Raw genomic sequence first — 19,083 nt, forward strand, 5'->3', positions numbered from 1 at the left:
CTGGAGGTACTCATGAAGCGTCTCGTCACGGTGGTCACCGGTGGCAGCCGGGGGATCGGTGCCGCGACCTGTCTGCGGCTCGCGGCGGAGGGGCACGACGTGGCGGTGAACTACGTCCGGGACGCCGAGGCCGCCGAGGACGTGGCGAAGGGGGTGCGGGCGGCCGGGGCGCGGGCCGTGACCGTGCGCGCGGACACGTCCGTCGAGGCGGATGTCGACCGCCTCTTCGAGGCGGCGGAGCGGGAGCTCGGGCCGCTGACGGGGCTGGTGAACAACGCGGCGGTGACGGGGCCGCTGGGGCGGTTCACCGAGGTCGGGACGGACGTCCTGCGGAGGGTCGTCGACGTCAACCTCATCGGCACACTGCTGTGCTCGCGGCGGGCGGCGCAGCTCATGACGCCCCGGGGCGAGGGCGTGATCGTGAACATCTCCTCGGGGGCCGCCACCCTGGGCAGCCCCGGCGAGTACGTCCACTACGCGGCGACCAAGGCCGCCGTCGACACCCTCACCCTCGGTCTGGCCAAGGAGCTGGGGCCGGACGGCGTCCGCGTCAACGCGGTCGCTCCGGGCTTGATCGACACGGAGATGCATGCCGCGATGGGGGCTCCGGACCGTGTCCGGGAGATGGCCGGGAGCATCCCTCTGCGGCGGGCGGGACAGGCCGAGGAGATCGCGGCGGCCGTGGCGTGGCTGATGTCGCCGGAGGCCTCGTACACCACGGGGACGGTGCTGAGAGTGGCGGGCGGGCGCTGAGCCGCAGGGCGGGGGCGGGGAGGGTCAGGCCGCCTTGACGACCCGGCCGCGGATCGCCGCCGCCCACTCGACCACCAGCAGTTCGTACTGCTCGCGCTCCTGGGCGGACAGGGACCCGCCCGCGCGCAGCCACAGCGCGCGGATCTGCTCGTTGACCTCGGCGGCGGACCGCACGGAACCAGGGGTCACTAAATCGGGGGACATGCGGACAAGCCTAGGGCCAGGGACTGACAGTGCGCTACCGGACGGCTACGCACACCGTATGTCTTCGGTCACGTGCCCGAGTCACGTTCCCGCCAGGGAGGCGTGTTCCCGCCGAGAGGCGTGTTCCCCGCCGGGACTCAGCCCGCCGACTCCGCCGCGTGCGGGCTGAGGCTGCCCGTGGCGACCAGCACGATGATGACGATGCCGAGCGCGATGCGGTACCAGACGAAGGGCATGAAGCTCTTGGTCGAGATGAACTTCATGAACCAGGCGATCACCGCGTACCCGACGGCGAAGGCGATCACCGTCGCGAAGAGCGTCGGGCCCCAGGAGACGTGCCCGCCCTCCGAGGCGTCCTTCAGCTCGAACAGGCCGGAGGCGAGCACCGCGGGGATGGCGAGCAGGAAGGAGTAGCGGGCCGCGGCCTCGCGCCGGTAGCCCATGAACAGGCCGCCGCTGATGGTGGCGCCGGAGCGGGAGACACCCGGGATGAGGGCCATGGCCTGGCAGATGCCGTAGATCAAGCCGTCCTTGACGCTCAGGTCCCCGAGCTCCTTGCGCTGCTTGGCCACACGGTGCCGGCCGCCGCTCTCGCTCCGTGCCGCGAGGCGGTCGGCGACGCCGAGCACGATGCCCATGCCGATCAGCATCGCCGCGGTGAGCCGCAGATCACGGAACGGCCCTTCGATCTGCTCCTTGAGGGTCACCCCGAGCACACCGATCGGGATCGAGCCGACGATGACGAGCCAGCCCATGCGCGCGTCCTGGTCGCGGCGCATCTCCTTGTTCGTCAGCGAGCGGGTCCAGGCCGACAGGATCCGCCCGATGTCCCTGCGGAAGTAGATCAGGACCGCGGTCTCCGTGCCGATCTGGGTGATCGCGGTGAAGGCCGCGCCCGGGTCCTCCCAGCCGGAGAAGGCCGCGGTCAGCCGCAGGTGCGCGCTGGAGGAGACGGGGAGGAACTCGGTCAGCCCCTGGACGAGTCCGAGGATGAGTGATTCGAACCAAGACATGAGGTAGCGGAGTCCAAGTGCCGATCGTGGGACGGGCGACGGCGCACCGCACCGCCGTGGGCGGTGATCGATGATCAGGCGCGCCGAGGGGGAAGCGTAGCGCCCCAAGATGAACAGATTCGGTACAGGGGCTTCACGGCCCCGCGTCCTTGGCGGAAAGTGGCGGCTCAGGCCGCCGTGGGGCCGCCCACGGTCCACCCCGGTGCCTGCGGATGCGAGGTCAGGTCCTCGTGGCGCACCTCGTCGCCGCAGGCCCGGCAGGTGACGACCGGGACGAATTCGTTGCCGCAGATGTGTTCGAGCACCATGGGCAGATCGCCGTCCTGGTGCAGATGGCGGTCGCCCCACTCCTTGAGGGTCAGCAGGACGGGCTCCAGTTCCAGGCCCGCCTGGGTGGGCCGGTACTCGAAGCGCTGCGGGCGCTCGCTGTAGGGGTGCTTGGCCAGGATCCCGGCGTCGACCAGTCGCCGCAGCCGGGTGGCCAGGATGTCGCGCGGAGCGCCGGTGTTGCGCACCAACTGGTCGAAGCGGCCGTTGCCCAGGCACACCTCGCGCAGGACGAGCAGGGAGTACTTCTCGCCGACCAGTGCGAGCGTGTCGGCGATCGAACAGGGACGCGGGTCTTTGGAGGCGGCCATGCGGCCGAGTCTAGAGGAGGGTTTGATTTTCCAACTCATAGGGCTATGGTGAGTTCGGATTTCCTACTCACTGGTACGTCGTCCTGAACCGGTCCCGGCCAAGGAGGCCCGCACCATGCGTGACGCAGTCGTCGTCGAAGCCGTACGCACCCCCATCGGCAAGGGCAAGCCGCAGGGCGCCCTCGCCCACGTCCACCCCGTCGAACTCCTCGCCCACACCCTGCGCACCCTCGTCGAGCGTTCCGGCGTGGACCCCGCGCTGATCGACGACGTCATCGGCGGCACCGTCGACCAGGTCGGCGAGCAGGCCATGAACACCACCCGCTACGCCGTCCTCTCCGCCGGCCTGCCGGAGTCCGTCCCGGCCACCACCGTGGACCGCCAGTGCGGCTCCTCCCAGCAGGCCGTGCACTTCGCGGCGCAAGGGGTCATGTCCGGCGCGTACGACCTCGTCGTCGCCTGCGGCGTGGAGTCCATGAGCCGGGTGCCGATGTGGTCCAACGTGCCCGCCGGCAAGGACCCCTTCGGCCCCGGAGTCGCCGAGCGCTACCCGGAAGGGCTCGTCCCGCAGGGCATCAGCGCCGAACTCATCGCCGCCAAGTGGTCGATCACCCGCGAGCAGATGGACACCTTCGCCGTCTCCTCGCACCGCAAGGCCGCCGAGGCATGGAACGCCGGACTGTTCGACGCCGAGGTCGCACCGCTCGACGGCGTCACCCGCGACGAGTGCGTACGGCCGGACAGCACCACCGGGATCCTGGCCGGCCTGCGTCCCGCCTACCACGACCCGGTCTTCGCCGAGCGCTTCCCGCAGATCGAGTGGAACGTCACCGCGGGCAACGCCAGCCCCGTCAACGACGGCGCCTCCGCCGTGCTCATCACGTCGAGCGAGACCGCCGCCCGCCTCGGCCTGCGTCCGCTCGCCCGGCTGCACAGCTTCGCCGTCACCGGATCCGACCCGCTGCTGATGCTCACCGGTGTCGTCCCGGCCACCGAGAAGGTGCTGCGCCGCGCCTCCCTGTCGCTCGACGACATCGACCTGTTCGAGGTCAACGAGGCGTTCTCCAGCGTGGTCCTGGCCTGGCAGCAGGAGACCGGCGCCGACCTGGCCAGGGTCAACGTGCACGGCGGCGCCGTCGCCCTCGGCCATCCGCTCGGCGCCAGCGGCACCCGGCTGACGACGACCCTGGTCCACGCGATGCGCGAACGCGGCGCCCGCTACGCCCTGCAGACCATGTGCGAGGCGGGCGGACTCGCCAACGCGATGGTGCTGGAGCGCGTCTGACCCACCGCCGGCCTGCTCACCGCCCGCGCAACTGGTGCCGCTTGCGCCATGCCACCACCGCGCCCGCCAGACCCGGTACGGCGATGCAGGCCAGCGCGATCAGGAAGGCCGGGGACGTCGGCGTCGACGCGCGGGCGCCGGCCACCACGTAGGCGGCGGTGTTCGGGACCGACCCGAGCGCCGTCGCCAGCAGGAACGGCAGCAGGCCCATACGGGAGACGGCGGCGCAGTAGTTCGATGCGGCGAACGGGATGCCCGGGAACAGCCGGGCCGCCAGCATCGAGCGGAAGCCGTGCCGGCTGAGCTGGTCGTCCGCGGCCTTCAGCCAGCGCCCGCGCAGCAGCGGACGGAGCGCCTCCTGACCGAGCGCCCGCCCCAGGCAGAAGGCCAGCCCGGCGCCCAGCACCGTGCCGCCCAGCGCCGCGCCCAGGCCGAGCTGGGAGCCGAACAGCGCGCCCGCGGCGAGGTTCAGCAGCGGACGGGGCACGAACGCCACCGTGCACACCCCGTAGGCCACCGCGTACGCCACGACCGCGGCGGCCCCGCCGAGCTGTGCGGGCCAGCCGTCGGTCAGCAGCCGCTGTGGCTCGAACGCGAGCATCAGCGACGCGGCGGTGAGGAGCAGGGCGACCAGCAGGGACAGCCGTGACCACGGCGACAGCAGGATTCTGGCGCAGCGGGCGGCGAATCCCGTGGCGGCGGCCGGCGGGAGCGGTACCGCGAGGTCCGTGGCGGTGGCCCGGGGAGAGGCCGTGGCGGCGGTGCCCCCAGAGCGGGTGGTGGCATCGAGCATCCGGTGACACTAACCGACAAATGTGTGTGATCGCCGTAGTGTTCGTCTCATGCGCGTCACAGAGGACGGTACGGCGACACCGCGTGTGCCGGGCAGCCCGCTCGCCGACACCGTGCTGGAGCGGCTCACCGCCACGTACGGGCCCGCGGCCGATCCGGAGCGGGCCGTGGCGATGCGCGCCTACATGAAGGGCGTCGCCCCCTTCCTCGGCCTGACCACCCCGGCCCGCCGCGCCCTGTCCCGCACCGTCGTGGAAGGGCTGCCCCGCCCCGGCGAGGCCGACTGCGCGGCCGTCGCCCTGCGCTGCTGGGAGCTGCCCGAGCGCGAGTACCAGTACTTCGCCGTGGACTACCTGCGCCGCCACGTACGGCACTGCTCCTCCGGCTTCCTGCCCGTCGCCCGGCACCTCGTCACCACGGTCCCGTGGTGGGACACCGTCGACCTGCTCGCCGCGCACGTGGTCGGGGCGCTGGTCGCCGCCGACCGGAGCCTCACCGCCGAGATGGACGAGTGGATCGGCGACGACGACCTGTGGCTCGCCCGCACCGCCCTGCTCCACCAACTGCGCTACAAGGAACGCACCGACACCGCGCGCCTCTTCGACTACTGCCTGCGCCGGTCCGGACACCAGGACTTCTTCATCCGCAAGGCCATCGGCTGGTGCCTGCGCGAGTACGCCAAGACCGACCCCGACGCCGTACGGGCCTTCCTGGCGCGCGAACAGGGACGGTTCGCGCCGCTGTCGGTACGGGAGGCGCTGAAGAGCATCGGCGCCCGGTAGCCCGGACCGGCGCGGAAAACCATTCGACGCGGGGCGGGTCGTCGGCAAGGATCGACACCATGTTCCGGTACGCCTTCCACCTCGCAGCATCCGCGGTCGCGGATGCCCCGGAGGCTGCCGTTCCCACATTCCTCGCCGCAGTCGACGGCGCCCGAAGCTGACCCTCCCCGGATCGCCCGGCGGACCCCCCAGGGGGAGGGTCGGCCAGGTTCCTGGGGTCCCCGTCCCGGCCGCGCGCCGATCCGCCGCGCCCGGGGCCGGCACGCGTCACCACGCGTCATCACCGAGAGGCTTCGAGGTACCGCCATGTCCAAGACGGCGTACGTCCGCACCAAACCGCATCTGAACATCGGCACGATGGGCCATGTCGACCACGGCAAGACCACCCTGACCGCCGCCATCACCAAGGTCCTCGCCGAGCGCGGCTCCGGCAGTTTCGTCCCGTTCGACCGCATCGACCGGGCGCCGGAGGAGGCCGCGCGCGGCATCACCATCAACATCGCGCACGTCGAGTACGAGACCGACACCCGGCACTACGCCCACGTCGACATGCCCGGCCACGCCGACTACGTCAAGAACATGGTCACCGGCGCCGCGCAGCTCGACGGGGCGATCCTCGTCGTCTCCGCGCTCGACGGGATCATGCCGCAGACCGCCGAGCACGTGCTGCTCGCCCGTCAGGTGGGCGTCGACCACATCGTCGTCGCGCTCAACAAGGCCGACGCGGGCGACGAGGAGCTGACCGACCTGGTCGAGCTGGAGGTCCGTGACCTGCTCTCCGCGCACGGCTACGGCGGGGAGTCCGCGCCCGTCGTACGGGTCTCCGGGCTGAAGGCGCTGGAGGGCGACCCGCGCTGGACGGCGTCGATCGACGCGCTGCTCGACGCGGTGGACACGTATGTACCCATGCCCGAGCGGTACCTGGACGCGCCGTTCCTGCTGCCGGTGGAGAACGTGCTCACCATCACCGGCCGGGGCACCGTCGTGACCGGCGCGGTGGAGCGCGGCACGGTCCGCGTCGGCGACCGGGTCGAGGTGCTCGGCGCCGGGGTGGAGACCGTGGTGACCGGCCTGGAGACCTTCGGCAAGCCCATGGAGGAGGCGCAGGCCGGCGACAACGTGGCGCTGCTGCTGCGCGGGGTGCCGCGCGACGCGGTGCGGCGCGGGCACGTGGTGGCCGCGCCGGGCAGCGTGGTGCCGAGCCGGCGCTTCACCGCGCGGGTGTACGTGCTGTCGGCCCGCGAGGGCGGCCGTACGACACCGGTGTCGACCGGGTACCGGCCGCAGTTCTACATCCGCACGGCGGATGTCGTGGGTGACGTCGACCTCGGCGAGGCGGCGGTGGCGCTGCCCGGGGACACGGTCACGATGACCGTCGAACTGGGACGGGACGTGCCCCTGGAGTCCGGGCTCGGCTTCGCCATCCGCGAGGGCGGCCGCACGGTGGGGGCGGGGACCGTGACCGCCGTCGGGTGAGGGTGGTGTTCGTGTGCGGGGGACTGCCGGCCGGGGCATGACCGGTCGCGCAGTGCCCCGCGCCTCCGTCGGCGTCGGCCGCCCGCACAATGAGGGGGTGAACGAAGCCATACCCGTCAGCCGCGTCACCGACCACGGCACCGCGAAACTCATGCCCGACGTGGACCGGGAGCGGGCCTGGCTGCTGACCGTCGACGGGGCACCGCAGTCGTACGTCGACCTGGACGAGCCGACGCATCTGGAGTTCGAGTACGCGCGTCGGCTCGGGCACGTCCTCGACACCGTGGGCGAGCCGGGGTGCCCCCTGGACGCCCTGCACCTCGGCGGCGGCGCGCTCACCCTGCCCCGCTACCTGGCCGCCACCCGCCCCGGCTCCCGGCAGCACGTCGTGGAGTTCGACCGGGGACTGCTGGAACTGGTCGCGGAGCACCTGCCGCTGCCCGCCGACGCCGATGTCACGCTGCACGCGGCGGACGCCCGTGCCTGGCTGGAGTCGGCCCCCGACGACAGCGCGGACGTCCTGGTCGCCGACGTCTTCGGCGGCTCACGGGTCCCGGCGCACCTGACGTCCGTCGCCTACGCGCAGGAGGCCGCCCGCGTCCTGCGGCCCGGCGGGGTCTACCTCGCCAACCTCGCGGACGCGGCCCCGTTCGCCTTCCTCCGCTCCCAACTCGCCACCCTGGGGACGCGGTTCGAGGAGCTGGCGCTGATCGCCGAGCCGGGAGTACTGCGCGGCCGCCGCTTCGGCAACGCGGTGCTGGCAGCCGCCCACCGTCCCCTGGACATCGCCGGCCTGTCCCGCGCCACCGCCGCCGACGCCTTCCCCGCGCGGGTCGAACACGGCCCGGCCCTGCGGGACTTCACACGCGGTGCGCGCCCGGTGCGCGACGAGGACGCCGTACCGTCCCCGGAACCTCCGGAGGGGGCGTTCGGCATCGGTTGACCCGGCGCCCGTACCGATTCCACGCGCGGCGCACGCCGTCACCCGAGCCCGTCGACGGGCGTTCGGTGTCGGCCGGTCGGTCCTGCGGAACTTCGCGCGTGGTGGGCGCCCGTCATCCGAGCTCGCCGACGGGGCGTTCGGTGTCGGCTGACGCGGTGTCCGTGTCCGGGGTCGCGCCGGTGATCCGGCGGGTTCGGCGGCGCAGGTTCCGTACGTCCGGGACGCACAGCACCGCCGCCGTGACGACCACGACCAGCGCCGCGCACCCCCACAGCGCCTCCGGGCGGCCGAACGCCGTCTCCGCCGGGCCCGCCAGGGCCATCGCCGTCGGCACCAGCGCGACCGAGCCGAACCAGTCGTACGCCGAGACCCGGGACAGCTTCTCCTCCGGTATCTCCTGGTGCAGCGCGGTCATCCAGGAGACGCCGAACACCTCCAGCGACGCGCCGGTCACGAACATCACCGCGCACAGCACGGCGACCGGCGCCGGCACGGCGAGCGCGGCGGACGGCAGGGCCAGCGGGAACACACACAGGGTGCCGACGAACAGCAGACGGCGCGGCTGCCAGCGGGTCATCAGCAGCGCGCCCACCACCGTGCCCCCGCCGAAGAACGCCAGAGCCACGCCCCACGGACCGGCGCCGCCCAGATGGTCCCGGGCGACGAGCGGCCCGTAGACCGCGTCGGCCGCGCCGACGACCGCGTTGGCGACGGAGAACTGGACGACGATGCCCCACAGCCAGGGCCGGCCGGTGAACTCCCGCCAGCCCTCCTTCAGATCGGCGAGCATGCCGCCGCCGGGGGCGCGCGGTGGTATGTGCTTCACATCGAGGAACGCCCGCAGCGCCGCCGCGACCGCGAAGGCCGCCGCGTCCGCCGCCAGCACCCGACCGGGCCCGATCGCAGCGACCATGGCGCCGCCCAGCGCGGCCCCGCCGAGCGTCGCTCCGTGCATCGCCATCCGGAACACCGCGAACGCCCGGCCGGCCTGTTCGCCCTCGACCGAGGACAGCAGCATGCCCTCGGCGGCCGGGTTGAAGAACGCCTGACCGGTACCGCCGAGCGCGCTGAGCAGCATCATCTGCCACAGCTGCGCCTCGCCCGCCAGGACCAGTGCCGCGAACGCGGCCTGCGAGACACAGTTCAGGGCGTTGGCCGCGACCATCACCCGGTGCCGCGGCAGCCGGTCCGCGACGGCACCGCCGATCAGCAGGAACAGCACCAGCGGCAGGGTGCGGGCGGCGGCCACCAGGCCCACGTCGCCGCCGTCGCCGCCCGTGCCCAGCACGGCGAACGCGGCGGCGATCAGCGCGCCGTGACTGCCCAGGTTGGTCACCACGGCGGCGGCGGTCAGCAGGGAGTAGTTGCGGCCGGCCCAGGCGGGCCGGCGGCGGGAGACGGTGGTCGGCACCCCGTGACTATCGCCGGGCCGGGGCCGACTTGCCAAATAGGCCGCCGCCCCCGACCTGCTACGACCCCTGCGGACCGTCCTCCGTCAGGCGCACCGTGCTGAGGATCTTCTGCACGGTCGCGTCCGGGATCTCGTCCTTGACGCCCTTGGCGCCGTACAGGTTCCAGGTGACGAAGTCCCCGGCGCCGTTCTTGAAGGCGAACGTGATCGCCTTGCCGTCGCTGTCGCACTTGCCGTTCTGCGGCGTGTTCTCCGAGTGCGCGGTGATCACGCTGCCCTTGATGCCGGACGCCGTGGTGTACGCCTTCGGCTTCCCGTACTTGATGCTCTTCTTGTCGGGCTGCGTGTACCCGCCGTAGATCCACCACGGCACCCGGGTCTCGGCGGCCATGTCCGTGTCCTTGGCGCCGTTCTCGCCTCGGGTACCGGCGGTGGCGAGGGAGGTGCTCTCCTCGCGGCCGTCCTTGTTCTCGTCGCTCGTGCACCACTCGGACTTCAGGTACGCGGGGGCGGTGACGGTGGTGCGGCCCATCTCACCGTCCTTCTCCTCCCACTCGAAGCCCACGCTGGTGCCGGGTGTCTCGATCTCCCAGTCGGCGGGGACGTCGAACTTGGTGCCGAAGCGCGTGTTGACGACGACCTGCCAGCCCGGAACGGTCGCCTTCTCCCCCTCGCCGCCGCGCGGGTTGTCGTCCGAGGCGGAGGCGCTCGGTTCGGCGGAGGTGTCCTTGGTCGCCGTCGCGGTCGGCTTGGCGTCCTTCTTGCCGTCGGCCTCGTCGTCCTTGTCGCCGCCGAGCACCAGGAACCCGGTGACACCGGCGGCCACCACCACGGCCGTCGCCGCCACGATCGCCACCAGCTTCGTCCGGTTCCCGCCGCCCCCGCCCTGCGGTGGCTGCGGCCCGCCCGCCAGGGTCTGCGCCCCCCAGCCGGGCTGCGGCTGGTACGGGTTCGGCTGCTGGTAGCCGGGCTGCTGCTGGTACGGATTCGGCTGTTGGTACCCCGGCTGCTGGTACGGGTTGTTCGACTGCGGGTTCTGCTCGCCCCCGGGCGGCTGCTGTCCTGGCCACATGGGCAGCAACCCTAGCCGTGCCAGGGACACGATTGGGTCACCGCCCTTTGACGGGGACGTAGCAAACCGGATGCCGCGCGGCATGGCGAGTTGAGGCTACTCGCGGGTAACCTGCGCTCATGAGCGCAGACCAGATGTCCATCGGCGAGATGCTCGCCGCCACGGTGCCCATGGCCCGGACCCTCAACCTCCAGTTCCTGGAGACCACGTCCGAGCGGGCCGTGGTGGCCCTGCCGGACCAGGCCGACTACCACAACCACGTGGGCGGGCCGCACGCCGGCGCGATGTTCACCCTCGGTGAGTCGGCGAGCGGCGCGATCGTGCTCGCCGCGTTCGGGGACCAGCTCGCGCGGGCCGTGCCGCTGGCCGTCAGCGCCGAGATCGCCTACAAGAAGCTGGCGATGGGCCCGGTCACCGCCACCGCGACCCTCGGCCGCCCGGCCGCCGAGGTCGTCGCCGAACTCGACGAGGGCGTGCGCCCCGAGTTCCCGGTCTCGATCGCCATCCGCCGCGAGGACGGCGCCGTCACCGGCGAGATGACCGTCGTCTGGACCCTGCGCCCCAACGGCTGACCGGCGGCAGACCGGAGGGGCCCGGTAGGCTTCCCGTTCGTGCGCCGGGACCCGGCGCACGAACGGCGGACCGGGAGGACAGGGCGTTGCACGTGCAGGAGTGGCTCGAGACCGTACCCGCGGTCGCCGTGTACGCCCTGGTGGGACTGGTCATCGGGCTGGAGAGCCTGGGCATCCCGCTGCCGGGCGAGATCATCCTGGTCTCCTCCGCGCTGCTCGCCTCCCAGCACGGCGACATCGACCCGGTGGTCCTCGGCGCCTGCGCCACCGCCGGCGCGATCGTCGGCGACTCGATCGGCTACGCCATCGGCCGCAAGGGCGGACGGCCGCTGCTGGCCTGGCTGGGCGCCAAGTTCCCCCGCCACTTCAGCGAGGGACACATCGCGACCGCCGAGCGCTCCTTCAAGAAGTGGGGCATGTGGGCCGTCTTCTTCGGCCGCTTCGTGGCCCTGCTGCGCATCTTCGCCGGCCCGCTCGCGGGCGTGCTGCGGATGCCGTACTGGAAGTTCCTGATCGCCAACGTCCTGGGCGGCATCGTCTGGGCGGGCGGCACCACCGCCGTCATCTACTACGTGGGCATCGTCGCCGAGTCCTGGCTGAAGCGCTTCTCCTGGCTGGGCCTGGTACTGGCGGTGCTGATCGGCGCGACATCGATGCTGGTCCTGAAGCGCAAGGCGAGGAAGGCGACAACCCCCGAGCCTGCCATCGCCGCCGACTAGAAGCGCCCCGAAGGGGCGCGGGGCTGTGTCGATCTGCGGCTCCGCCGCGCGGGCGCGAGAAACCACAGTCAACCCGCAGTCCGCCGACAACCCTTACGCCCCGTGCTCTTCCCGATGTGCCTCCGCCAGCGCCGCGTACATCGTCCCGTTGAGCGTGAGTCCCTCACGCTCCTCCGCGCTGAGCTCCCGCCGAACCTTCGCCGGCACCCCCGCCACCAACGACCCCGGCGGCACCCGCATCCCCTGCGGCACCAACGCCTGCGCGGCGACAAGAGACCCCGCGCCGATCACGGCGCCGTTCAGCACGGTCGCCCCCATCCCGATCAGACAGTCGTCCTCGACAGTCGCCCCGTGCACCACGGCGTTGTGCCCGATGGAAACCCGCTCGCCCACGCTGACCGGAAACCCCGGATCGGCGTGCAACGTGCAGTTGTCCTGCACATTGCTGTTCGCCCCGACGGAGATCCGCTCCACGTCACCGCGCAGCACCGCCCCGTACCAGACGCTCGCCCCCGCGTGCAGCGTCACGTCCCCGATCACCGAGGCCGTGGGTGCCACGAAGGCGTCCCCGTCCACCTTCGGCTCCTTGCCTCCGATACCCGTGATCAGCGCGCGGTGCGTCATCGCCCTCTCCTCCACACGACGTCGTAGACACCACGCACCGTACGCCAACCCGGTGGGGTGAAGATCACAGGGTCACCGGCCCGTCGGCGAGCCGCCCGCCGACTACGGTGAGCGGGTGCCGAAGCGCAAGAACACGTTCTCGTCCTGGCCGCGCCGCCTCGCTCAGCGCGCGGTCCACGCGGGCTGGGCCTGGGCGCAGCGCACGGGCTCGGTGACCGCCGAGCACCCCGGCCGCTTCCGCTTCGGGGCGATGGGAACAGGTACCAGGCTCGCCTTCCCGCTCGGCACGGTCTTCGGCGAGCCCTGGATCCGGATCGGCGCGCACTGCATCGTCGGCGAGCAGGTCACCCTCACCGCAGGTCTGATGCCCGGTCTCGACCTCGGCCCCGAGCCGATCCTGCGCATCGGCGACGGGGTCGTGCTGGGCCGCGGCAGCCATGTCATCGCCGACACGACGGTCACCATCGGCAGCGACTGCTACTTCGGGCCGTACGTCTACGTCACCTCCACCAATCACTCCTACGACGATCCGCACGAGCCCATCGGCAAGCAGTGGCCGCGGATGGAGCCGGTGGAGATCGGCCCCGGCTGCTGGGTCGGCACCGGCGCGGTGATCCTGCCGGGGGCGCGCATCGGGCGGAACGTGGTGGTGGCCGCGGGCGCGGTGGTCCGGGGCACGGTGCCCGACCACGCGGTGGTCGCGGGCGCCCCCGCCCGTGTCGTACGCCGCTGGACCCCCGCCGACGGCTGGCAGCCGCCGCTGCGCACCCCGGCGCCCGTACCGATCCCGGAGGGCATCACCCCGGAGCAGTTGCGGGCGCTCTCGGAGCTGGACGAGGAGGGCGTCGCGCGGCTCGCGGAGCTGGACGAGGAGGGCGTGGTCCGGCTCGCCGAGCTGGAGCCCGAGGGCTGAGCGGCCGATTCCAGTCGCAGTACAGTGCGGTGGACGATCGGGTTCACCCCATGGGAGCCGGACGCATGGAACTCTGTCGCCCATGATGCCGGACGAATTGGACGGAACGTGTCGGACCTCGACCTGCTGACCCAGTCCCTGGCGCGCAACGTCAGACGCTGGCGCACCGAGCGCGGCTTCACCCTGGACACGCTCGCCGCGCGGGCCGGTGTCAGCCGCGGCATGCTCATCCAGATCGAACAGGCCCGCACCAACCCGAGCATCGGCACGGTCGTCAAGATCGGCGACGCGCTCGGCGTCAGCGTCCCCACCCTGCTCGACTACGAGCGGGGCCCGAAGGTCCGGATCGTCCCCGCCGACCAGACCGTGCGGCTGTGGTACACCGAGGGCGGCAGCTACAGCCGGCTGCTCGCCGGCACCGAGGCGCCCGGCCCGCTGGAGATGTGGGACTGGCGGCTCATGCCGGGCGAGAGCAGCGACTCCGACCCGCACCCCGCCGGCACGGTCGAACTCGTCCACGTCACGTCCGGGGAACTGACCCTCACCGTCGACGGAGCGGAGCACCGGGTGCCGGCCGGCGCCAGTGCCTCCTTCGAGGCCAACACGCCGCACACGTACGGCAATCGGGGCGATGCCCCGATGGAGATGATCATGACGGTCTCGGTGCCGCCCGTGCACTGAGGCACCCCTGTTACGGTGCGGCCATGCGCGCACCCATCGGAGACTTCGACCACGCCACCCCCATCCCCGACTGCCTCGACGAGCTGACCGCCCCGGTCGCCGCCGCCGTCCGCGCCTGGAGCGGCAGCGTCCCCGCCGACCAGATCCTCTACGTCGACACCGACCCGCGCTGGGCGGACACCGCCGTCTTCGTCGAGCACTACGGCCGGGAGCTGCTGGAGCGGTCGGCGAACTGCGTGGTGGTGGCGGGCAAGCGCGGCGGAGAGACCACGCTCGCCGCCTGTGTCGTCCTGTCCACCACCCGGCTCGACGTCAACGGCGTCGTACGGCGTCACCTCGGCGCCCGCAAGGCGTCCTTCGCCCCGATGGACACGGCCACGGGGGAGACCGGCATGGAGTACGGCGGCATCACCCCGGTCGGACTGCCCGGTGACTGGCCGGTGCTGGTGGACGCGGCCGTCGTGGACCTGCCGTACGTGCTCGTCGGCAGCGGCCGGCGGCGCGGCAAACTGCTGGTGCCGGGCAAGGCGTTCGCGGAGCTGCCCGGAGCGGTCGTACTGGAGGGGCTGGGAGCGGCCTGAGCTCACCGCACCGCGTGGTGGGCGAGCGGCAGGTGCGGGTCCGCCGCGCCGGGCACCGGTTCCGGGTCGGCGTGGACCAGGGCCGCGGTCAGCCGGGGGACGGCGTGCAGCAGCGCGTGCTCGGCCTCGACGGCGACGCGATGGGCCTCGCGCACCGTCGCCTCGCCGTCCACCACGACCGCCACCTCCGCGCGCAGCCGATGGCCGATCCAGCGCAGCCGCAGCTCACCCACCCCGCGCACCCCCGGAACCGCCGTCAGGGCCCGCTCGGCCCGGTCCACCAGCGCCGGGTCGACGGCGTCCATCACCCGCCGGAACACCTCCCGCGCGGCGTCCCGCAGCACGAACGCGATCGCCGCCGTGATCGCCAGCCCCACCGCCGGGTCCGCGTACCGCCACCCCAGGGCCGAGCCGCCGGCGCCCAGCAGCACCGCCAGTGAGGTGAACCCGTCCGTACGGGCGTGCAGCCCGTCGGCGACCAGCGCGGCCGAGCCGATGTCACGCCCGACCCGGATGCGGTACCGGGCCACCCACTCGTTGCCCGCGAACCCGACCAGCGCCGCGACGGCGACCACCGGGACGTGCTCGACCGGGCGCGGGTCCAGCAGCCGGTCGAACGCCGTCCAGCCGGCGAAGGCCGCGGACGCGGCGATCGTCAGCACGATCACGATGCCCGCCAGGTCCTCCGCGCGCCCGTAGCCGTAGGTGAAGCGGCGGGTGGCGGCGCGCCGCCCCAGGACGAAGGCGATGCCCAGCGGTACGGCGGTCAGCGCGTCCGCGGCGTTGTGCACCGTGTCGCCGAGCAGCGCCACCGAGCCCGACACGACCACCACGGCCGCCTGCGCCAGCGCCGTCACGCCCAGCACCGCGAGCGAGACCCACAGGGCGCGCATGCCCCGGGCCGAGGACTCCAGCGCGGAGTCGAGCCTGTCGGCCGTCTCGTGGGAGTGCGGGGTGAGGAGGTGGGTGAGGCGGTGGAGCGGCGAAGCCCGGTGGTGCTCGTGCCCATGGCCGTGGTGGCGGTCGCTCACGATCGTCCCCTTCCGGTGCGCGAGGTGGACGCGGCGGCGCCCACACCGCCATTATGTGCGTATGAGCGCACGCATGCACCCGTCACCTGCGCACGATGAGCACCCGCGCACACCCGGCGAGGAGCACTTCGCGCTCGCGGCGGAGCTGCTCGCCCTGCTCGGCGACCGCACCCGGCTGACCCTGCTGCACGCCCTGACCGGCGGCGAGGCCGATGTCACCACGCTCACCGAGGCCTGCGGCGCGGCCCGGCCCGCGGTCAGCCAGCACCTGGCGCGGCTGCGGCTCGCGGGTCTTGTGGACACCCGCAAGGAGGGCCGCCGGGTGATCTACTCCCTGCGCGACGGCCATCTGCGGCGGCTGGTGGACGAGGCGCTGAACGTGGCCGACCACCGGATCGGCGACCGGCCGCCGCACGACTGACGGGGCCGCGGCCTCAGTACCGGTCCGCCGTGCCCAGGTACTGCTCCGCGAAGGCGGCAGCGGCGGCGGGGGAGGAGAACAGGCGGCGCAGCCGCGCGAGCGTGGTGCCCGCGCGGAACGGGTCCCCCGCCGCGGTGCCGTGGTACAGCTCGGACAGCCACTGCGAGAACTCCTGGTAGTCCCACACGCGCCGCAGACAGGCCCCGGAGTAGCCGGCCAGTCCGCTGTCGTCGCCTTCGGTGAGACGGGCGACCAGCGCGTCGCCGAGCAGGAACGCGTCGTGCAGGGCGAGGTTCATGCCCTTGGCGGCGATCGGCGCGACCAGGTGGGCCGCGTCCCCCGCCAGGAAGAGCCGCCCGAACGTCATCGGCTCGGTGACGTAGTCGTGCATGTCCAGCACACGCTTCTCGATCAGCCGCCCCTCGGTGAGCGGGGCCGCCCCGGCCGCCCCGAGCCGGCGCCGCAGCTGAGCCCAGACCCGCTCGTGCGGCCAGTCGTCCGGGTCGTCGCCGGGCGGGCACTGCAGGTAGTAGCGGGTCACCTCGGGGCTGCGGGGCATCTGACCGGCGAAACCGTCCGGATGACAGCCGAACAGGACGCAGTCGGCGGACGGCGGCGCCTCGGCGAGCAGGGCCAGCCAGCCGATGCCGTAGTCGTGCCGTGCCACCCGGGCCCGCTCCGGAGCGAGGGCGGCCCTGGTCACCCCGCGGGCTCCGTCGCAGCCCGCGACGAAGTCACAGGCGACGACCTCCCGCCGGCCGGTCTCCGGGCAGACGTACGACACCGACGGACGGTCGCCGTCCAGATCGTGCAGCCGCACGTCGCGCACACCGAACCGTGCGGCTCCGCCCCGCACGTCCGCGTACTCCCGCACCAGGTCCGTCACCAGCAACGGCTGCGGATACACCCAGTGGTGGCTCCCCGTCAGCTCCTGGTACGAGAAGCGGTACCGCTCCCCGTCGAAGCGGAACTCGCACGCGGTGTGCAGCCCGGCCCGCTCCAGCAGGTTCCGCGCGAGACCCCGCCGCTCCAGACCCCGTACCGCCCACTCCTCGATCACCCCGGCCCGCGGCCGCCGCTCGATGAACTCCCGGCTCTCCGTCTCCAGGACCAGACACTCCAGGCCGGCCGCCCGCAGGATGTTGCCCACGGTGAGCCCGGCGGGCCCGGCACCCACGACGACGACCGGAAAGCGTTGCGAGGAAAGGGAGTCGAGGCGGGGGGAACTCTCGTCCATCGCGCCATTATGGCGGCATGGCGCCCCCGGGACAGGCCCTAGCCGAGCCGGGGTATCTCGATCGCCGGGCAGCGGTCCATCACCATCTCCAGGCCCGCCGCGCGGGTCCGCTCGTAGGCCGCCTCGTCGATGACGTCGAGCTGGAACCACACCGCCTCGGCGCCCTTGGCCACCGCCTCGTCCGCGACGGCCCCGGCCAGGTCACTGTTGACGAACACGTCCACGACGTCCACCTCGAAGGGGATGTCCGCGAGGGAGGCGTAGCCCTGCTCGCCGTGCACGGTCTCGGCCTTCGGGTGCACCGGCACCACTCGCTTGCCGAACCGCTGGAGCACCTGGGCGACGCCGTACGCCGCGCGCTGCCGGTTCGACGACAGGCCGACCACGGCCCAGGTGTCACCGAGTCCGGTGAGGATCTTGCGGACCGTCGCCTCGTCGCCGTACACCGTCGGCCTCCCGGGAGTCGTGAAAGAGCTGTCACCCCGCACAACGAAGCGGGACGCGTGGTGATTCCCGGAACCGCCCGTCCTCCGCCGGGGGCGGTGGACTGTACCGGTCACCGGGCCGCCCGGCGCCGGGAACCGCACACGGCGACCCGAAAAGCGGCCCGGATACCTGCGTACGCCCGCTCACGCGCCTACGCTCGCCTCGTGCTGCGCATCACCGACGCCCGAACCGGCGAACCCGTGGACGCCGCCCCCGCCCGGCGGGGCCTGACCCGGGTCGAGGCCCACACACAGGGGTCCGACCCGACGAACCTGCGTGTGCTGCTCGTCGCCGACCTGCTCGTACGCGCCCTGGAACTCGGCGGTACGCCGGTCTGGGTGCTGCTCACCGGGGATCGGCAGCGGGCGGAACTCCGCGCGGCGGGCGCGGCCCTCGGGGTCCGGCCCTTCGAGGACGGCGGGGACGCCGGAACCGGCCTGGGCGAGGCCCAGGTGCTGCACGTGGTGAGCGAGGGCGGCGCGACACCCGACGGGGTGCGCGTCGCCGTGGCCCCCGTGCACGGGGAGGCACCCGGCCCCGCGGGCGGCGCCGACCCCGCCGCCCTGCGCCTGGTCCTGCTCGCCCGCCCCAGAAGCGAGCCCGTGACGGTCGGCCCGGCCGCCCTGGGCGACGCCGCCGGGACCCTCGACCGCTGGCGCCGCGTGGTCGCCGACTGGGCGCGACGACCCTCGAAGCCGGTCCCCGACGCGGTGCGCGCCGATCTGCGCACCGCGTGGGAGGACGATCTCGACACGGCCGGCGTGCTGGGCGTCCTCCGCGCGGTGGAGACGGACCCCGGCCTGGCGGACGGCGCCCGCTTCGAGACGTACGCCTACGCCGACCGGCTGCTCGGCCTCGACCTCACCCGAGACCTGGGATCCCCGGCATGATCGAGCGTGCCGGGCCGGGACCGCTGCGCCGCCTGGTCGTCCTGCGCCACGCCAAGTCCGCCCGGCCGGAAGGCGTCACCGACCACGAGCGTCCCCTCGCTCCGCGCGGCCTCCGGGACGCTCCCGCCGCCGGACGCGCGCTCGCCGAGGCCGACTGCCTGCCGGGCCTCGCGCTGTGCTCCACCGCCGTCCGGGCCCGCCGCACCTGGGAGCTGGCCGCCGCGCAGTGGGGCACACCCCCGCCGGTCCGCCACGACCCCCGCCTGTACCACGCCGACGTCCCCGAGCTGCTGGACGTGGTGCGCGAGACACCGGCCGAGGTCGAGACGCTGCTGTTGATCGGACACAACCCGGGACTGGAGGACCTCGTCCTGACCCTGGCCGGCGACGGCCTGGACGACACCCTGGACCGCGTCCGCGCCAAGTTCCCCACCTCCGCGATCGCCGTGCTGTCCTGGCGCGGCGCCGCATGGCGGGACCTCGCCCAGGGCGCCGCCCTCCTGACGTCGCTGACCGTTCCCCGGGGCGGGCGCCGGTAGTCCGCGCGGGGACGCATAGG

General features: G+C 73.1%; 23 protein-coding genes. 13 read left to right on the forward strand and 10 right to left on the reverse strand.

Going from position 1 to position 19,083, the window contains the following annotated elements; genetic code table 11:
• The first annotated feature begins 12 nt into the window (after nucleotides 1-12).
• A complete protein-coding gene (locus AMK33_RS21920) occupies nucleotides 13-753 on the forward strand; it encodes an SDR family NAD(P)-dependent oxidoreductase (RefSeq protein ID WP_073934612.1) in 741 nt (246 codons plus the stop codon).
• Between the two features lie 24 nt (nucleotides 754-777).
• Here the strand turns inward: AMK33_RS21920 and AMK33_RS21925 are convergent, their stop codons facing one another.
• The 3 genes from AMK33_RS21925 to AMK33_RS21935 all read right to left on the reverse strand — a co-directional run bounded on the left by AMK33_RS21925 (nucleotide 778) and on the right by AMK33_RS21935 (nucleotide 2,608).
• Nucleotides 778-957 (reverse strand): hypothetical protein, encoded by a 180-nt coding sequence (locus tag AMK33_RS21925; protein WP_073934613.1) that lies wholly within the window; start codon nucleotides 955-957, stop codon nucleotides 778-780.
• Nucleotides 958-1,094: 137 nt separating this feature from the next.
• A complete protein-coding gene (locus tag AMK33_RS21930) occupies nucleotides 1,095-1,970 on the reverse strand; it encodes an undecaprenyl-diphosphate phosphatase (protein WP_073934614.1) in 876 nt (291 codons plus the stop codon).
• A 167-nt stretch (nucleotides 1,971-2,137) separates the two neighbouring features.
• Nucleotides 2,138-2,608, reverse strand: coding sequence for a winged helix-turn-helix transcriptional regulator (locus AMK33_RS21935; protein ID WP_073934615.1), 471 nt, complete (start codon nucleotides 2,606-2,608; stop codon nucleotides 2,138-2,140).
• A gap of 115 nt (nucleotides 2,609-2,723) precedes the next feature.
• Between AMK33_RS21935 and AMK33_RS21940 the strand changes: the two genes are divergently transcribed.
• The gene (locus tag AMK33_RS21940; RefSeq protein ID WP_073934616.1) at nucleotides 2,724-3,893 is read left to right on the forward strand and encodes a thiolase family protein; all 1,170 of its coding nucleotides are present in this window, start codon (nucleotides 2,724-2,726) and stop codon (nucleotides 3,891-3,893) included.
• A gap of 16 nt (nucleotides 3,894-3,909) precedes the next feature.
• Here AMK33_RS21940 and AMK33_RS21945 read toward each other — a convergent pair whose 3' ends face one another.
• Nucleotides 3,910-4,686 carry a TVP38/TMEM64 family protein gene (locus tag AMK33_RS21945; protein WP_073934617.1) on the reverse strand — a complete coding sequence of 259 codons (777 nt, stop codon included), beginning with the start codon at nucleotides 4,684-4,686 and terminating at the stop codon, nucleotides 3,910-3,912.
• 49 nt (nucleotides 4,687-4,735) lie between these two features.
• On the opposite strand from AMK33_RS21945, the gene AMK33_RS21950 reads away from it, so the two are divergent.
• The 3 genes from AMK33_RS21950 to AMK33_RS21960 all read left to right on the forward strand — a co-directional run bounded on the left by AMK33_RS21950 (nucleotide 4,736) and on the right by AMK33_RS21960 (nucleotide 7,886).
• Nucleotides 4,736-5,467 carry a DNA alkylation repair protein gene (locus AMK33_RS21950; protein ID WP_073934618.1) on the forward strand — a complete coding sequence of 244 codons (732 nt, stop codon included), beginning with the start codon at nucleotides 4,736-4,738 and terminating at the stop codon, nucleotides 5,465-5,467.
• Nucleotides 5,468-5,773: 306 nt separating this feature from the next.
• On the forward strand, nucleotides 5,774-6,943 hold the full coding sequence (gene tuf, locus AMK33_RS21955; protein ID WP_073934619.1) for an elongation factor Tu: 1,170 nt from the start codon (nucleotides 5,774-5,776) through the stop codon (nucleotides 6,941-6,943).
• Between the two features lie 97 nt (nucleotides 6,944-7,040).
• Nucleotides 7,041-7,886 carry a spermidine synthase gene (locus AMK33_RS21960; protein ID WP_073934844.1) on the forward strand — a complete coding sequence of 282 codons (846 nt, stop codon included), beginning with the start codon at nucleotides 7,041-7,043 and terminating at the stop codon, nucleotides 7,884-7,886.
• 112 nt (nucleotides 7,887-7,998) lie between these two features.
• Here AMK33_RS21960 and AMK33_RS21965 read toward each other — a convergent pair whose 3' ends face one another.
• Nucleotides 7,999-9,297 carry an MFS transporter gene (locus tag AMK33_RS21965; protein ID WP_073934620.1) on the reverse strand — a complete coding sequence of 433 codons (1,299 nt, stop codon included), beginning with the start codon at nucleotides 9,295-9,297 and terminating at the stop codon, nucleotides 7,999-8,001.
• A 58-nt stretch (nucleotides 9,298-9,355) separates the two neighbouring features.
• The gene (locus AMK33_RS21970) at nucleotides 9,356-10,369 is read right to left on the reverse strand and encodes a hypothetical protein (RefSeq protein WP_073934621.1); all 1,014 of its coding nucleotides are present in this window, start codon (nucleotides 10,367-10,369) and stop codon (nucleotides 9,356-9,358) included.
• 134 nt (nucleotides 10,370-10,503) lie between these two features.
• On the opposite strand from AMK33_RS21970, the gene AMK33_RS21975 reads away from it, so the two are divergent.
• On the forward strand, nucleotides 10,504-10,941 hold the full coding sequence (locus tag AMK33_RS21975) for a DUF4442 domain-containing protein (protein WP_073934622.1): 438 nt from the start codon (nucleotides 10,504-10,506) through the stop codon (nucleotides 10,939-10,941).
• Between the two features lie 86 nt (nucleotides 10,942-11,027).
• Nucleotides 11,028-11,660: a DedA family protein gene (locus AMK33_RS21980; protein ID WP_073934623.1), complete on the forward strand. Its 633-nt coding sequence runs from the start codon at nucleotides 11,028-11,030 to the stop codon at nucleotides 11,658-11,660.
• Between the two features lie 93 nt (nucleotides 11,661-11,753).
• Here AMK33_RS21980 and AMK33_RS21985 read toward each other — a convergent pair whose 3' ends face one another.
• The gene (locus AMK33_RS21985; RefSeq protein ID WP_073934624.1) at nucleotides 11,754-12,284 is read right to left on the reverse strand and encodes a gamma carbonic anhydrase family protein; all 531 of its coding nucleotides are present in this window, start codon (nucleotides 12,282-12,284) and stop codon (nucleotides 11,754-11,756) included.
• Between the two features lie 115 nt (nucleotides 12,285-12,399).
• Between AMK33_RS21985 and AMK33_RS21990 the strand changes: the two genes are divergently transcribed.
• From AMK33_RS21990 to AMK33_RS22000, 3 genes are all read left to right on the forward strand, one after another.
• On the forward strand, nucleotides 12,400-13,197 hold the full coding sequence (locus AMK33_RS21990; protein WP_073934625.1) for an acyltransferase: 798 nt from the start codon (nucleotides 12,400-12,402) through the stop codon (nucleotides 13,195-13,197).
• A gap of 108 nt (nucleotides 13,198-13,305) precedes the next feature.
• On the forward strand, nucleotides 13,306-13,878 hold the full coding sequence (locus AMK33_RS21995; protein ID WP_073934626.1) for a helix-turn-helix domain-containing protein: 573 nt from the start codon (nucleotides 13,306-13,308) through the stop codon (nucleotides 13,876-13,878).
• A 23-nt stretch (nucleotides 13,879-13,901) separates the two neighbouring features.
• Nucleotides 13,902-14,459 carry a YbaK/EbsC family protein gene (locus AMK33_RS22000; protein ID WP_073934627.1) on the forward strand — a complete coding sequence of 186 codons (558 nt, stop codon included), beginning with the start codon at nucleotides 13,902-13,904 and terminating at the stop codon, nucleotides 14,457-14,459.
• 2 nt (nucleotides 14,460-14,461) lie between these two features.
• Here AMK33_RS22000 and AMK33_RS22005 read toward each other — a convergent pair whose 3' ends face one another.
• A complete protein-coding gene (locus tag AMK33_RS22005) occupies nucleotides 14,462-15,490 on the reverse strand; it encodes a cation diffusion facilitator family transporter (protein WP_073934628.1) in 1,029 nt (342 codons plus the stop codon).
• A gap of 61 nt (nucleotides 15,491-15,551) precedes the next feature.
• On the opposite strand from AMK33_RS22005, the gene AMK33_RS22010 reads away from it, so the two are divergent.
• Nucleotides 15,552-15,911 (forward strand): ArsR/SmtB family transcription factor, encoded by a 360-nt coding sequence (locus tag AMK33_RS22010; RefSeq protein ID WP_073934629.1) that lies wholly within the window; start codon nucleotides 15,552-15,554, stop codon nucleotides 15,909-15,911.
• Between the two features lie 13 nt (nucleotides 15,912-15,924).
• Here the strand turns inward: AMK33_RS22010 and AMK33_RS22015 are convergent, their stop codons facing one another.
• Both AMK33_RS22015 and AMK33_RS22020 read right to left on the reverse strand, forming a co-directional pair.
• Entirely contained in the window at nucleotides 15,925-17,148 is a 1,224-nt protein-coding gene (locus AMK33_RS22015; protein WP_073934630.1) for a 4-hydroxybenzoate 3-monooxygenase, read from the reverse strand.
• Nucleotides 17,149-17,186: 38 nt separating this feature from the next.
• On the reverse strand, nucleotides 17,187-17,594 hold the full coding sequence (locus tag AMK33_RS22020; protein WP_073934631.1) for a CoA-binding protein: 408 nt from the start codon (nucleotides 17,592-17,594) through the stop codon (nucleotides 17,187-17,189).
• A 204-nt stretch (nucleotides 17,595-17,798) separates the two neighbouring features.
• Here AMK33_RS22020 and AMK33_RS22025 point away from each other — a divergent pair, with 204 nt between their 5' ends.
• Both AMK33_RS22025 and AMK33_RS22030 read left to right on the forward strand, forming a co-directional pair.
• Nucleotides 17,799-18,524, forward strand: coding sequence for a hypothetical protein (locus tag AMK33_RS22025; protein ID WP_235618163.1), 726 nt, complete (start codon nucleotides 17,799-17,801; stop codon nucleotides 18,522-18,524).
• Complete coding sequence (locus AMK33_RS22030; protein ID WP_073934632.1) at nucleotides 18,521-19,063, forward strand: SixA phosphatase family protein; 543 nt, start codon at nucleotides 18,521-18,523, stop codon at nucleotides 19,061-19,063. The genes AMK33_RS22025 and AMK33_RS22030 overlap by 4 nt, the downstream gene beginning before the upstream one ends.
• Nucleotides 19,064-19,083 lie beyond the last annotated feature (20 nt).

The sequence above is a fragment of the Streptomyces sp. CB02400 genome, assembly GCF_001905725.1.
Lineage (GTDB): Bacteria > Actinomycetota > Actinomycetes > Streptomycetales > Streptomycetaceae > Streptomyces > Streptomyces atrovirens.